The sequence below is a fragment of the Pseudomonas marincola genome (assembly GCF_900682675.2).
GTDB classification, from domain to species: domain Bacteria; phylum Pseudomonadota; class Gammaproteobacteria; order Pseudomonadales; family Pseudomonadaceae; genus Aquipseudomonas; species Aquipseudomonas marincola.
Genome location: NZ_LR215729.2, coordinates 3,684,008 through 3,697,603 on the forward strand (window position 1 = coordinate 3,684,008; position 13,596 = coordinate 3,697,603).

Below are 13,596 nucleotides of genomic sequence, written 5' to 3' on the forward strand. Positions count from 1 at the left end.
GCAAACTGCGCTCAATAATGCGCAATGTGACGCTGCGCTAGTAGGGGCGGGTCAACAACCAGGCCTGCAAAAGCTGGCGCAATTGCTCGAAGTTAAGCGGCTTGGCCAAATAATCACTCATGCCGGCCGCCAGACAGCGATCACGGTCGCCCGCCTGACTGTGCGCCGTCACGGCCAGCACGGGCAGCTCTTGGCACGCGGGCATTTGACGCAACGCCCGGCAAACGGCAAAGCCATCCATACCCGGCATCTGACAGTCGAGTAATACGCCATCGATGCGCTCGCGACGCAGAACCTCCAGCGCTTCGGCGCCGCTGCCGGCAGTAAGCACCTGATAGCCCAGCTTGAGCAGCATGCCGCGAATGACCAACTGGTTGATCGGATCATCCTCAACCACTAAGACTTTGCAGTGCTGCGGCTCGCGAATCGACGGTAACGTTTGCCGTGCATGCGGCGAAGCATTTTCTGCCGCCGGCAAATCCATCAGCACGTCCAGCGTGAAGCAGCTGCCGCGCTCGGCCTGCGGTTGATAACTGAGATGGCCCTTGAGCAAATCGGCCAGTTGCTGGCAAATCGACAAGCCGATGCCCAGTCCGCCGTATTGCCGGGTGAGCGAGCCGTCCTGCTGCCAGAACGACTGAAACACCTGCCCCGGCGTGTCCACTTCAATGCCGGCGCCGGTGTCGATCACCCGAAAACTCAACGCCTGCACCGACTCGTTGTTGACCGGTGCAACGCCGCGCGCGACTGATAAGCAGACCGAGCCTGTGGCAGTGAACTTGATGGCATTGTCGAGCAGGTAGGTGAGCGCACGCTTGAGTTTGTCGGCGTCCCCTTCGAGGGTGTCGAGCAGCGTTTCATCCACGTGGAGCTTGAACTGCAGATTCTTCTCACTGGCCCTGCCGGCATGGAGCTGGTACAGCTCATTGAGCAGGCCGCGCAGACTGAACACGCGTTTTTTCAAGTGCAGCTTGCCGGCCTGGAGTTCGGTGTGCACCAGAATATCGTTGACCATGTGCATCATGTCACGCGCCGAGGCGGCGGCGGTTTGCTGATACTGCTGAGCCTCGCTGTCGAGCTCCAGGGTTTTCAGCAGTTCCAGAGAACCGATAACGCCATTCATTGGCGTACGCAATTCATGCGTGACCGTCGCCAGAAACTCATCCTTGAGCCGGTTGCTGGTCGCCAGTTGACTGTTCAGCGCAGCCAGCTGTGAGGTCGACTGTTGAAGAATGCGCGCGCGCTCTTCCTTTAAGGTATTGATGCGGTCAGCCAGCGCCAGTGACAGCAGCGCGACCTCCAGTGCCGAGCCAATCTGGCTCGCGTACATGGTCAGGAATACGTTGGGCAGGAAGCCCAGCACCATCAGGGTGTTGACCATGCCGCCGATTAAGAATGTCGACCAGGCCACGATGAAGTAACGCGCAACGCGCATGCCACGCAGACCGGCAATGATACCGGCGGCGAAAATCACCACGATAAACACCAGCGACAGCCCGGTAGCCAACCGCAACGACAAGGCATAGCTGTTGGTGAGGGCAATGAACATCACACCGGCGCCGGCCAGCATCATGGTCATCAGACAACGATCCACCCAGCGACTGTGCAGCCGGGTTTGCAGAAAGCTGCGGGCGAACTGGCTGCCGAACAAGACCGCCGAGCCGATCAACAAGGGCGTGGAAATATTGGCCCACCACGGATTATCGGGCCACAGGTATTGCACGCCAGCGCCATTTACCGACACCTGATACATGCCGAACGAGGCGATGTAGAGAATGTAATAGAGGTAGCTGACGTCGCGAACGCTGAAGAAGATGAACAGGTTGTAGATCATCATCACCAGCAGCACGCCGTAGATGATGCCCAGCACATAAATGTGCTCAGGTTGAGACTCAATAAAAGCAGTGGTCGACCACAGGGTCAACGGCACCTGAATCGAGCCCTGACTCTCGACCCGCAAGTAGTAACGAGTCGACTCGCCGGCTGGCAAGTGCAGTGCGTAGAGGTAATTGTGTTGTTTGATCTGCCGACTGCTGAACGGCAAGGCATCGCCACTGCGCTGCAGCAAGCTGTAGCCGCCCTGCTCGTCACGGCCATACAAGTCGACATGGTCGAGCGGCGGATACGCCAGCTCCAACAGCCAGGTACGATCTCTGACCACCTTCTGCGGCTGGTAATCCAGATCGATACGCAGCCAAAACACCGAACGCGAATACCCCGCATTCAGTACGTTTTTATCATGCGCTCGAAAACTTCCGGCCATGGCAGGCGAATCGATATCGTCGATCTTCAACTCGCCGCGCACATCTTCGAATACCGAAATTTGCGGGCCAAGGGTCAACGATTCGGTTGTCTCGTCAAAGACCACCGCACTGGCAAATGTTGGCAGAACCGCCAATAACAGCATCACGATAAAACGCATACAGCCCGTCACAGCCTAAATGAAAGTGATATCGCCGTGCGCAGGGGCACGGTAACTGGCCAAGGTCGGCAAAAGCCCGACACTCTAGCACAGCCTTTAGAGAGTTAAATGCGCATTGCTGCCTGCTGCGCCTGCGCTTTGATTTCAGGGCCAAACCACGGCCTTGTGCAGCCGCTGCCGCACAATTAGCTGCTGCCTAATAGGGCGCAAATCGTTTGATTAATGATAAGCTCGCGCTCCATGAAAACACCGACCTCACGCCCCGTAGTGCTTTGCGTGTCTGGCCATGACCCCAGTGGCGGCGCCGGACTGCAAGCCGATATTGAAGCCCTGCTCGCCCAAGGCTGTCACGCCGCGCCTACCGTGACCGCTCTGACCGTGCAGGATACCGTCAACGTATCTGACTTCCGCGTGCTCGACCGCGAGTGGGTTCTGGCGCAAGCAAACGCTGTGATTGCCGACCTGCCTGTAGAGGCGATCAAGCTGGGCATGCTGGGTTCGGTGGAGATGGTCGAAACCGTCCTCGAAATCAAAAACAGCCTGCCCAATGTGCCCATGGTCTGCGACCCGGTACTGCGTGCGGGCGGCGGCGGTGCGCTGGGCAAGGATGAAGTCGGCTACGCCATGCGCGAACGTCTGTTCCCGGCATCGCTGATCGCCACACCGAATCTGCCCGAGGCGCGAATTCTCGCCGAACTGCCAGAAGGCACGGCCGATGAGTGCGCTGAAAAACTTTTGCCCTTCATCAAGCACCTGCTGATCACCGGCGGTCATGGTGATGAGAAGGAAGTGCACAATCGCCTGTACTCACGCGACGGCAGCCAGCACACATTTACCTGCCAGCGCCTGCCCGGCAGCTACCATGGTTCGGGCTGCACGCTGGCCAGCACACTGGCCGGACGCATCGCGCTGGGCGAGGAATTAGTCAGCGCCGTGAAGTCGGCCCTCGACTACACCTGGCGTACGCTGCGTGATGCCGAGCAACCGGGCCACGGCCAATACATTCCGCGGCGCCTGCCATTGGATGCAAGCTGAAGGAGGGTATCTGATGAAACTGCAGGGACTCTACGCAATCACCGACAGCCAACTGCTGGCTGACGGCAAAATGCTGCCTTATGTAGAGGCTGCGCTGCGCGGCGGCGTGACACTGCTGCAGTACCGCGATAAATCCAGCGATGACGCCAAGCGTCTGCGTGAAGCCCAGGAGCTGCGTGATCTGTGTGAGCGCTACGGCGCCAACCTGATCATCAACGACGACGCCGAACTGGCAGCGCGCCTCGACGTCGGCCTGCATTTGGGTCAGGGCGATGGCTCACTCGCCGCCGCCCGCGCACTGCTCGGCCGCAAGGCAATCATCGGTGTGACCTGCCACGCGCAGGTCGAACTGGCGGAAATCGCCGCCACCGAAGGCGCCAGCTACGTAGCATTTGGCCGGTTCTTCAATTCCAACACCAAGCCCGGCGCACCTGCCGCCAGCATCCAGATCCTGACTGAAGCCAAATCGCGCTGCCACCTGCCCATTGTCGCCATTGGCGGCGTGACGCAGGACAACGCCGGGCAATTGATTAGCGCCGGCGCCAGCATGATTGCCGTGGTTCACGCCCTGTTCGCAGCCGAGAGCAGCGATGAGGTCGAATCACGTGCCCGCGCCTTCAGCGATCTGTTTGCCACTGTCTGATTAATTACGGGCGCCAACCGCGCCCTGTTCACACTTTTTGAGAGGCCATTATGTCCCGTTCGGAAACTTTGTTTGCCAATGCCCAGAAGCACATTCCTGGCGGCGTAAACTCACCGGTCCGCGCATTCAAAAGCGTCGGCGGCACACCGCTGTTCTTCAAAAGCGCACTGGGCGCCTACATTACCGATGAAGACGACAAGCAGTATGTCGATTACGTCGGTTCCTGGGGCCCGATGATCCTTGGCCACAGCCACCCGGAAGTGCTTGACTCGGTGCGCAGCCAACTTGAACACGGCTTGTCGTTTGGCGCGCCGACCGCCATGGAAACCGAAATGGCGGATCTGGTCTGCGAACTGGTGCCATCCATGGAAATGGTGCGCATGGTCAACTCCGGCACCGAAGCCACCATGAGCGCTATCCGTCTGGCGCGTGGCTTTACCGGCCGCGACTCAATCGTCAAATTTGAGGGCTGCTACCACGGCCACTCCGACAGCCTGCTGGTAAAAGCCGGTTCCGGCGCACTGACTCAGGGCGTGCCAAGCTCTGCCGGCGTTCCTGCCGACTTCGCCAAACACACCCTGACGCTGCCTTTCAACAATATTGAAGCGGTCAAAGAGTGCCTGGAAAAATCGGGTCAGAACATCGCCTGCATCATCGTTGAGCCGGTTGCCGGCAACATGAACTGCGTACCGCCAGCCCCGGGCTTTCTGGAAGGCCTGCGCGAGCAGTGCGACAAGCACGGCGTGGTGCTGATTTTTGACGAAGTCATGAGCGGCTTCCGCGTATCCCTCGGCGGCGCGCAAGCGTATTACGGCGTGACGCCGGACCTGACCACGTTCGGCAAGATCATCGGCGGCGGCATGCCGGTTGGCTGCTTCGGCGGCAAGCGCGAGATCATGAGCCACATCGCCCCGCTGGGCCCAGTTTATCAGGCCGGTACGCTGTCGGGTAACCCGCTGGCAATGGCGGCGGGTCTGACAACTCTGCGCCTGATCAAGCGTCCTGGCTTCCATGACGAGCTGACCGACTACACCAGTCGCCTGCTGGCGGGCCTCAAAGAGCGCGCACAAGCTGCCGGTATCGACTTTGTCACGACTCAGGCAGGCGGTATGTTCGGCCTGTATTTCTGCGACAAGCCAGACATCATCAGCTTTGAAGACGTTATGAGCAGCGACATCAATCGCTTCAAGCGCTTCTTCCACCTGATGCTTGAGGGCGGCGTGTACCTGGCACCGAGCGCCTTCGAAGCCGGCTTCACTTCCATCGCCCATGGCGACGCCGAGTTGAAGCTGACACTGGACGCGGCTGAAAAAGCCTTCGCGCAGATGCAGAACGACTAATGGGCGAAACCTCGCTACTGCTCGGCGCTGCACTGGCGCTGGTGTGTGCCAGCAGCGCGGTGGCAATTGGCCTGACGCGCAAGCTGCACACCGAAGGCGATCAGGCGGGACTGTTCTGCGCCCTGCTCGGCTTTGCCATTACAGCGGCGGCCGGTGCCAGCATTGCGCTGCCCGGCGCGCAGTCGGCGTTGCTCTGGCTCAGCCAGGCGGCGCAGTTTCTGGCGCTGCCGCTGATCGCCGCTGCCGCGCTGGCACTGAGCCGGAGCTGGACGTGGAGCCGGCCGAACTGGGGCCGAATCCTGCTTGGCCTGTGCGCATTCTTCGAGTTATTCAGGCAAATGCACCAGCTGGAGAACTACCGCCTGCTGATCAGCGTGATCAGCCTGCTGCTGATTGTCTATGCTGGAGCTGTACAGTGGCCGCGCCGAATGCCGGCATTGTTAGGTGTTGCCTCAGCAGGATTGCTGTTATTGGCCGGTTTGAGCGCCGCTAACCGGCTGAACCCGGGCCTGATCGGCGCTAACAATCTGACCTTGCTACTGCTGACACCGGCCTCTGCGCTGCTGGCGAGATTGTTAGTAATCCTTCCGGGACAGCGCAAACCAGAGTAAAACTAGGCAAGGACACGTAGGCTGAGCAGAAATATGGCAAAGGCTTTGTATCAACCGCCCCGCTTATTTCATAATGTGCTGCACAGCTCAATTTTCAGGCATTGCGCCTACCGCCTACCCTCGAGGTAATTGGATTTTCATGAAATGCTCCGGCCGCACCCTGGTACTGGGATGCTTGCTGCTTTTGCCTTTATACGCATCTGCAGACGGAAACTCTTTACTGATTCCGGCAACGGGCAGCTGCTCGCTTAATACGGCGCCTGAAGACCTGTCAAATGCCCTGACGGCGTGCCGTCAGGCTGCGCAGAACGGCGACCGCCAAGCTCAATTCGAACTGGGCGAGTATTTCTATGACGGCAAACGCACCCCGCGTGACCTTTCGCAAGCACTCAACTGGTTCCAGCAGGCTTCGCTACAAGGCCACGCGCAGGCGCAATATCGTCTGGGCATGATGTTTTATCGCGGTGAAGGTGTGCCGGCGAATAACGTGCAGGCGTATATCGTTCTGAAAATGGCCGAGATCAATGGCTCGGACGACGCCATGGACAGCGCCGACCTGCTCTCTGAGCAAATGCAGCGCAAAGAACTCGAAACCGCCAGCCAGGTGCTGGGGCAGATATTCCGCAATTATCTGCAGGAGTTGCAAAATCAGGCCGGAAGTTCACCCTTCGCGCCTCTGCCCTGAAACCCTGAAACCGACCGTTCAGGTTTTTTCTGTCTACACGCCAACCAGCAAGCTGTGTTACTTCTCGGGCATCGGCATCGGGAACGGCATGACATTACCGCTCGCCTTGGCTTCGCTGATCTTCGGCGTGCCCAACCGCTCGACTTCATCAATGCGGATAATCGAGTGCATGGGCACAAAGCTGCGCACTACGCCATCAAACTGCGCCTTGAGCTTCTCTTCACTCGGATCAACCACTACCTGGGTGCGTTCACCGAAGATGAACTCTTCAACTTCAAGAAAGCCCCACAGATCACTCTGAAAGATCTGCTTAGCGTACATCTCGAAGACCTGTCCCTGATTGAGGAAAATGACCTTATAAATAGGCTCGCGCTTGCTCATGAGTGGCAGTCTGGACTGTGAAAATTGGAGGGCGCAAATCATAGCACAGCCATCGAGCAGTCAATGCTAGGAACACAACCCCATGGGCCTTATAATGTGCGGTTCGTCGAATCACTCTTTGAGCCCGCATGACCAAGAAGCTTTATATCGAAACCCACGGTTGCCAGATGAACGAGTACGACAGCTCGCGCATGATCGACCTGCTGGGCGAACATCAAGCCCTGGAAGTCACGAAACGCCCTGAAGATGCGGACGTGATCCTGCTCAACACCTGCTCCATCCGCGAGCGGGCCCAGGACAAGGTTTACTCCCAGCTCGGCCGCTGGCGTGAACTGAAACTGGAAAACCCCGATCTGGTAATCGGTGTTGGCGGCTGCGTGGCCAGTCAGGAAGGCGAGGCCATTCGTGACCGCGCGCCTTATGTAGACGTAGTGTTCGGCCCGCAAACCCTGCACCGTTTGCCCGAAATGATTAACGCTGCGCGCACCACCAAATTGCCGCAAGTGGATATCTCATTCCCGGAAATCGAGAAATTCGACCGTTTGCCAGAGCCGCGCATCGACGGCCCGACCGCTTATGTCTCGGTCATGGAAGGATGCAGCAAGTACTGCACATTCTGCGTTGTACCTTATACCCGTGGTGAAGAAGTCAGCCGCCCGCTACGCGACGTGCTATCGGAAATCGTTCATCTGGCTGAAAACGGCGTGCGCGAAGTCACCCTGCTCGGCCAGAACGTTAACGGTTATCGCGGCGAGACCAGCAATGGCCAGATCGCCGACTTTGCCGAACTGCTGTATGCCGTCGCGGCAATCGACGGGATCGACCGGATTCGCTACATGACCTCGCACCCACTGGAGTTCTCCGATGCGCTGATTCAAGCGCATGCGGATATTCCAGAGTTGGTGAAGTACCTGCATTTGCCGGTTCAGTCCGGTTCCGACCGGATTCTGGCGGCGATGAAGCGCAACCACACCGCGCTTGAGTACAAGTCGCGCATCCGTAAATTGAAGGCCGTGGTGCCGGATATTCTGATCAGCTCCGACTTCATTATCGGTTTCCCCGGCGAAACCGAGAAAGACTTCGAGCAGACCATGAAGCTGATTGAAGACGTGCGCTTCGACTTCTCCTTCTCGTTCGTCTACAGCGCCCGCCCCGGCACACCGGCTGCGGATCTGGCCGACGACACGCCCGAAGAACTGAAAAAGCAGCGCCTGAAAATTCTGCAGGACCGCATCAGTCAGATTGGCTCGGAAAACAGCCGGCGCATGGTTGGCAGCGTGCAACGCATTCTGGTCAGCGACTATTCGCGCAAAGACCCGGGCATGTTGCAGGGCCGCACCGAGAGCAATCGGGTGGTCAACTTCCGCTGCGATAATCCGGGCCTGATCGGCCAATTCGTCGACGTCATGATTGATAGTGCTCAGCCCTACTCACTTCGTGGATCTCTGCTCAACTGACAAGAGTGCCCGACAGAACCTTTTACGATCCGGCTGCAACAACGGATTTCACCCTACGCGGCAAGCAGGCCAGCGGTACTTTTCCGCCCGCTGCATGTCGCGTAGTCTGAATCTGCCCAGATCGCGAAAAGGCGCCTGCCATCTGCCGCTTTCGCGCGCCAGCTGGTAGGGTTATTCTTGACTCATCACCCAGCCGACTGGCGGCCAAAAGACGACCTTGAATACACCTATAGAACCTAATCGTTTTGTCCTCGAACCCTTTGAATCAGAGCGGTTCGCCAACCTTTGTGGCCAATTTGACGAAAACCTGCGCCTGATCGAAGAGCGCATGGCCATCGAGATCCGCAATCGCGGCAATCAATTCGAGCTGGTCGGCGAGCCCGAGCAGACCAAAATTGCCGAGCAGTTGCTGCGGCGCTTGTACCGCGAAGCCAAATCCAGCGAACTGTCACCAGACACCGTGCACCTGTTTCTGCAGGAATCCGGTCTGGAAGAGATGGCGAACCCGGTGGCAACAGCCAGCGTAGCCTTGCGCACCCGCAAGGGCATGATTCGCCCGCGCGGTATTAATCAGCAGGCTTACGTCAAATCGATTCTTGAGCACGACATCAACTTCGGCATTGGCCCGGCCGGTACGGGTAAAACCTATCTGGCAGTGGCCTGCGCAGTCGATGCGCTCGAACGTGAACAGATCCGTCGCATTCTATTGGTTCGCCCCGCGGTTGAAGCCGGTGAAAAACTCGGCTTCCTGCCAGGCGACCTGTCGCAGAAAATCGACCCGTATCTGCGCCCGCTGTATGACGCGCTATACGAGATGCTTGGTTTCGAGCAAGTGGCCCGACTGATCGAAAAGCAGGTGATTGAAGTAGCGCCACTGGCTTACATGCGTGGCCGTACGCTGAATAACAGCTTCATCATTCTCGACGAAAGCCAGAACACCACGCTGGAACAGATGAAGATGTTCCTCACGCGTATCGGCTTCGGCTCAACCGCAGTCATCACCGGTGACATCACCCAGGTCGACTTGCCGCGCGGAACGAAGTCCGGTCTGACCCACGTGATCGAAGTGCTGCGCGATGTGCCTGGCATCAGCTTCACTCACTTCAAGCCCAAGGACGTAGTGCGCCACCCGCTGGTTCAACGCATTGTTGAAGCCTACGAGCGCTTCGACAGCCAGGCCGAAAAGAAATCGAGCGATGAGCGCAATAATGGCAATGCTTGAACTCGACCTGCAAATTGCCAGTGACGCGCCCGACCTGCCCAGCGAAGAGCAGTTCCGCAGTTGGTGCAGCGCTGCCCTCAAGCAGCGTACGGCAGATTCGGAGCTAACCATCCGTTTGGTCGATGAACCTGAAGGGCGTGAACTCAATCACACCTATCGCCAGCGCGATTACGCCACAAATGTGCTTTCATTCCCTGCAGATGTTCCAGATGAGATGCTCGACATCCCGCTGCTGGGCGATCTGGTCATTTGCGTGCCGGTAGTGGCGCGCGAAGCGGTCGAGCAGAACAAGAGCCTTGAGTCGCACTGGGCGCACCTGGTGATTCATGGCTGCTTGCATCTGCTCGGTTATGACCATATTGAAGACGATGAAGCGCTCGAGATGGAAAGTCTCGAACAAGTTTTAATGGCCGAACTGGGTCACCCGGACCCGTACGCCGACCATGATTGATACACCCATTGCATGATCTCCCACCTAGAAAGGATCCTGAGTAAAACGCCATGAGCGAAGACCGATCGAGCAACGAGCAAAAGACCTGGCTGGACAAGCTGACTCAGGCTTTTGCTCATGAGCCGAAAAACCGCCAGGAGCTCCTCGAAGTCCTTCGAGAAGCGCATCAAAACAAACTGCTCGACAGTGAGGCACTGGCAATCGTCGAAGGCGCCATCCAGGTCGCGGACTTGCAAGTTCGCGACATCATGGTCCCCCGCTCACAGATGATCAGCATCAAATCGACCCAGACGCCTAAAGAGTTTCTGCCCTCGATCATTGATGCCGCGCACTCGCGCTACCCGGTAATCGGCGAAAGCCTGGATGATGTCATCGGCATCCTGCTGGCCAAGGATCTGCTTCCGCTGATCCTGGTTGAAGACCAGCAGAGCTTCAACATCAAGGATCTGCTGCGTCCTGCCACCTTCGTCCCCGAATCGAAACGCCTGAATGTGCTGCTGCGCGAGTTCCGCGCCAACCACAATCACATGGCCGTGGTGATCGACGAATACGGCGGTGTTGCCGGGCTGGTGACCATCGAGGACGTGCTTGAGCAGATCGTCGGCGACATCGAAGATGAGCACGATGTCGAGGAAGACAGCTACGTCAAACCACTGCCCAGCGGTGATTTCTTGGTCAAGGCACTGACGCCGATCGACAACTTCAACGAAGCGTTCGACACTGCGTTCTCGGATGACGAGTTCGACACCGTAGGCGGCCTGGTCATGAGTGCGTTCGGGCACTTGCCCAAGCGCAATGAAGTCACCGAAATCGGCGGTTTCCGCTTCCGCGTCCTCAACGCCGACAGCCGTCGGTTGCACCTGCTCCGGCTGACACCGCTCAGCCATTAAGCAGTTTGCTCTCTGCGCAGGTTCACCTGCGCAGAGACTGGCGCTGCGTCCTGCAGCCGCCACGCTGAATACACATCTTTACACCCTCATGCTTGCTCTCGACTGCCCGATGGCGCTAGCCTCCTGCGGTCTTATTACTGCCAAGGATTAAACATGCGCTGGATCACCTCTGCTGGCTGGCCGGGCAACCTGATTGCACTGGCCGCAGGTGCCGCGACAACGCTGGCACTGGCGCCATTCAATATCTGGCCGCTGGCGATTGTGGTTATTGCACTGTTCTACCTTGGCCTGCGCACGCTGAATCCGCGTCAGGCGTTGTGGCGTGGCTGGTGGTTTGGCTTCGGCTTATACGGCGCAGGTACCAGTTGGGTGTATGTCAGCATCCACCAGTTCGGCGATGCCAGCCCGGCACTGGCCGGCGCACTTACGCTGGCGTTCGTCGCCGCACTCGGCGCATTCTTCGCCCTGCCCGCCTGGCTGTGGGCTCGCTGGTTGCGTCGCGACGAAGCGCCACTGGCGGACGCACTGGCCTTTGCTGCGCTCTGGGTTGCGCAAGAAGCCTTTCGCGGCTGGTTCCTGACCGGTTTCCCCTGGCTTTATTCAGGTTACAGCCAACTCACCGGCCCGCTGTCGGGGCTGGCGCCTCTGGGTGGGGTCTGGCTGATTTCGTTTGCCCTGGCGCTAACTGCAACCTTGCTGGTCAATCTGTATTCACTGCGCACACGCCTGAGCTTTTTGGCGGCGGCGATTGTGCTGCTGGCCGCGCCTTGGGTCGCGGGCTTCAGCCTCAAGCATCACCAATGGACGACAGCGGTTGGCGAGCCACTGAAGGTGATGACCATTCAAGGCAACGTGCCGCAGAACATGAAGTGGGATCCGGAGCAACTGGATGCGCAACTTTCGCTGTACCGTGACCTGACGTTCCAGTCCAAACCCGCCGACCTGATTGTCTGGCCGGAAACCGCGGTGCCTAATCTGAAAGAGCGCGCCAGTGGTTATTTGAGCGTGATGGACAAGTTTGCCAATGACCGCAATGCCGCGCTGATTACCGGCGTACCGCTGCGCCAGGCCAATGCGCAAGGCGATCAGCGTTATTACAATGCGGTAACTGTGGTTGGCCAGGGCAGCGGCGACTATCTCAAGCAGAAGCTGGTGCCGTTTGGCGAATACGTGCCGCTGCAGGATGTTCTGCGCGGCCTGATCGCATTCTTCAACCTGCCCATGTCCGACTTCGCGCGCGGCAGCGCAGACCAGCATCTGCTGCAAGCCAAGGGCTACAGCATTGCCACCTATATTTGCTACGAAGTGGTATATCCCGAGTTCGCTGCAGGGCTGGCGGCGCAGAGCCAGCTGCTGCTGACCGTGAGTAACGACGCCTGGTTCGGTGACTCGATTGGCCCGCTGCAACACCTGCAGATGGCGCAGATGCGCGCACTCGAAGCGGGCCGCTGGATGATCCGCGCCACCAATAACGGCATGACCGGTTTGATCAACCCGTTCGGCGAAATCACCCTGCAACTGCCGCAATTCAAACGCGCCGTCATGTACGGCCATGTGCAGCCTGTTGAAGGGCTTACGCCTTATCTGCAATGGCGCTCGTGGCCGCTGATCATTCTCTGCGGGCTGATCTTCGGCTGGGCGCTGCTGGCAGCTCGCATGGCTAAAACGGTTTAAGCGCTATTCATCCGGCTCGCTGGCGTAGACCAATGGGTACGCCAGCAGCCCGACAGCCTCGTTAAACAGCAGAGTGTTGCGCCAGAGCGCCCTGCCATCCGGCAACCAGCCGCCCAAGGGCTCGCCGTTGGCCACACTGAAAAAGCCGAAAGGCGCCGGCACCACATCGAAACCGGCCTGCTCGAAACACCAGACCGCACGCTGCATGTGCCAGGCCTGAGTGACCAGAACGATGCGTTTAACCCCTTGCGGCTGCAATAGCTCAGCACTGCGCTGGGCATTTTCCCAAGTCGTGCGACTCTGGCCTTCTTGCCAGCGCGCCTGCAAACCGTAATCGACCGCCAACTGCTCAGCCATGATCTGCGCCTCGCTTGGCGGCGTGCCGTAATGCAGGCCGCCACTGGTGGCAATTGGCAGCGCGCTGGCCCGAGACAACCGCGCCGCGTAGCGAACGCGTTCCTGCGCGAACCAGCTTGACTGATCCGCGCCCCACGCCGGATCTCCGCGCTGCCGACCGCCGCCCAGCACCACAATCGCATCCGCCCTTTCGCCCAGACTGGCCCATTCATCGAGCTGAATCGCCGGATGGCGCTCAATCCCGCGCGCCGACCACTCGACCACCACCGGCAAACTCATCAGCCAGATTCCGGCAAAGCCACCGACAAAGCAGGCAGACGCCAAACGCGGGGCGCGCCGACGCAACCACCAGGCAAGCAAGATCAGCAGCAAGAAGATGCCGGGCGGTAATAACAGATGCTTGAGAATATAACGAAACGCCATGCACA

At 58.8% G+C, this 13,596-nt stretch carries 13 protein-coding genes; 10 read left to right on the forward strand and 3 right to left on the reverse strand.

Annotated elements, in window-relative coordinates; translation table 11 throughout:
* Positions 1-37: 37 nt before the first annotated feature.
* A complete protein-coding gene (locus PMYSY11_RS17035) occupies positions 38-2,422 on the reverse strand; it encodes a hybrid sensor histidine kinase/response regulator (protein WP_150547534.1) in 2,385 nt (794 codons plus the stop codon).
* A gap of 240 nt (positions 2,423-2,662) precedes the next feature.
* Between PMYSY11_RS17035 and PMYSY11_RS17040 the strand changes: the two genes are divergently transcribed.
* The 5 genes from PMYSY11_RS17040 to PMYSY11_RS17060 all read left to right on the forward strand — a co-directional run bounded on the left by PMYSY11_RS17040 (position 2,663) and on the right by PMYSY11_RS17060 (position 6,736).
* The gene (locus tag PMYSY11_RS17040) at positions 2,663-3,457 is read left to right on the forward strand and encodes a hydroxymethylpyrimidine/phosphomethylpyrimidine kinase (protein WP_069900770.1); all 795 of its coding nucleotides are present in this window, start codon (positions 2,663-2,665) and stop codon (positions 3,455-3,457) included.
* A 13-nt stretch (positions 3,458-3,470) separates the two neighbouring features.
* Positions 3,471-4,100 carry a thiamine phosphate synthase gene (gene thiE / locus PMYSY11_RS17045; protein ID WP_150547535.1) on the forward strand — a complete coding sequence of 210 codons (630 nt, stop codon included), beginning with the start codon at positions 3,471-3,473 and terminating at the stop codon, positions 4,098-4,100.
* Positions 4,101-4,150: 50 nt separating this feature from the next.
* Entirely contained in the window at positions 4,151-5,440 is a 1,290-nt protein-coding gene (gene hemL, locus PMYSY11_RS17050) for a glutamate-1-semialdehyde 2,1-aminomutase (RefSeq protein WP_069900768.1), read from the forward strand.
* A complete protein-coding gene (locus PMYSY11_RS17055) occupies positions 5,440-6,051 on the forward strand; it encodes a hypothetical protein (protein ID WP_150547536.1) in 612 nt (203 codons plus the stop codon). The genes hemL and PMYSY11_RS17055 overlap by 1 nt, the downstream gene beginning before the upstream one ends.
* 139 nt (positions 6,052-6,190) lie before the next feature.
* On the forward strand, positions 6,191-6,736 hold the full coding sequence (locus PMYSY11_RS17060) for a tetratricopeptide repeat protein (RefSeq protein ID WP_150547537.1): 546 nt from the start codon (positions 6,191-6,193) through the stop codon (positions 6,734-6,736).
* A 57-nt stretch (positions 6,737-6,793) separates the two neighbouring features.
* On the opposite strand, the gene PMYSY11_RS17065 is transcribed toward PMYSY11_RS17060, so the two are convergent.
* Positions 6,794-7,117, reverse strand: a complete 324-nt coding sequence (locus PMYSY11_RS17065) for a DUF1820 family protein (RefSeq protein WP_069900765.1) — start codon at positions 7,115-7,117, stop codon at positions 6,794-6,796.
* 128 nt (positions 7,118-7,245) lie between these two features.
* On the opposite strand from PMYSY11_RS17065, the gene miaB reads away from it, so the two are divergent.
* From miaB to lnt, 5 genes are all read left to right on the forward strand, one after another.
* Entirely contained in the window at positions 7,246-8,574 is a 1,329-nt protein-coding gene (gene miaB / locus PMYSY11_RS17070) for a tRNA (N6-isopentenyl adenosine(37)-C2)-methylthiotransferase MiaB (protein WP_069900764.1), read from the forward strand.
* 217 nt (positions 8,575-8,791) lie between these two features.
* On the forward strand, positions 8,792-9,796 hold the full coding sequence (locus PMYSY11_RS17075) for a PhoH family protein (protein ID WP_069900763.1): 1,005 nt from the start codon (positions 8,792-8,794) through the stop codon (positions 9,794-9,796).
* The gene (gene ybeY, locus PMYSY11_RS17080) at positions 9,789-10,247 is read left to right on the forward strand and encodes an rRNA maturation RNase YbeY (RefSeq protein WP_090514765.1); all 459 of its coding nucleotides are present in this window, start codon (positions 9,789-9,791) and stop codon (positions 10,245-10,247) included. The genes PMYSY11_RS17075 and ybeY overlap by 8 nt, the downstream gene beginning before the upstream one ends.
* Before the next feature lie 50 nt (positions 10,248-10,297).
* A complete protein-coding gene (locus tag PMYSY11_RS17085) occupies positions 10,298-11,137 on the forward strand; it encodes an HlyC/CorC family transporter (protein ID WP_069900762.1) in 840 nt (279 codons plus the stop codon).
* A gap of 153 nt (positions 11,138-11,290) precedes the next feature.
* Positions 11,291-12,811 (forward strand): apolipoprotein N-acyltransferase, encoded by a 1,521-nt coding sequence (gene lnt, locus PMYSY11_RS17090; protein ID WP_150547538.1) that lies wholly within the window; start codon positions 11,291-11,293, stop codon positions 12,809-12,811.
* Between the two features lie 3 nt (positions 12,812-12,814).
* Here lnt and PMYSY11_RS17095 read toward each other — a convergent pair whose 3' ends face one another.
* Positions 12,815-13,591: a YdcF family protein gene (locus PMYSY11_RS17095; RefSeq protein ID WP_150547539.1), complete on the reverse strand. Its 777-nt coding sequence runs from the start codon at positions 13,589-13,591 to the stop codon at positions 12,815-12,817.
* Between the last annotated feature and the right edge of the window lie 5 nt (positions 13,592-13,596).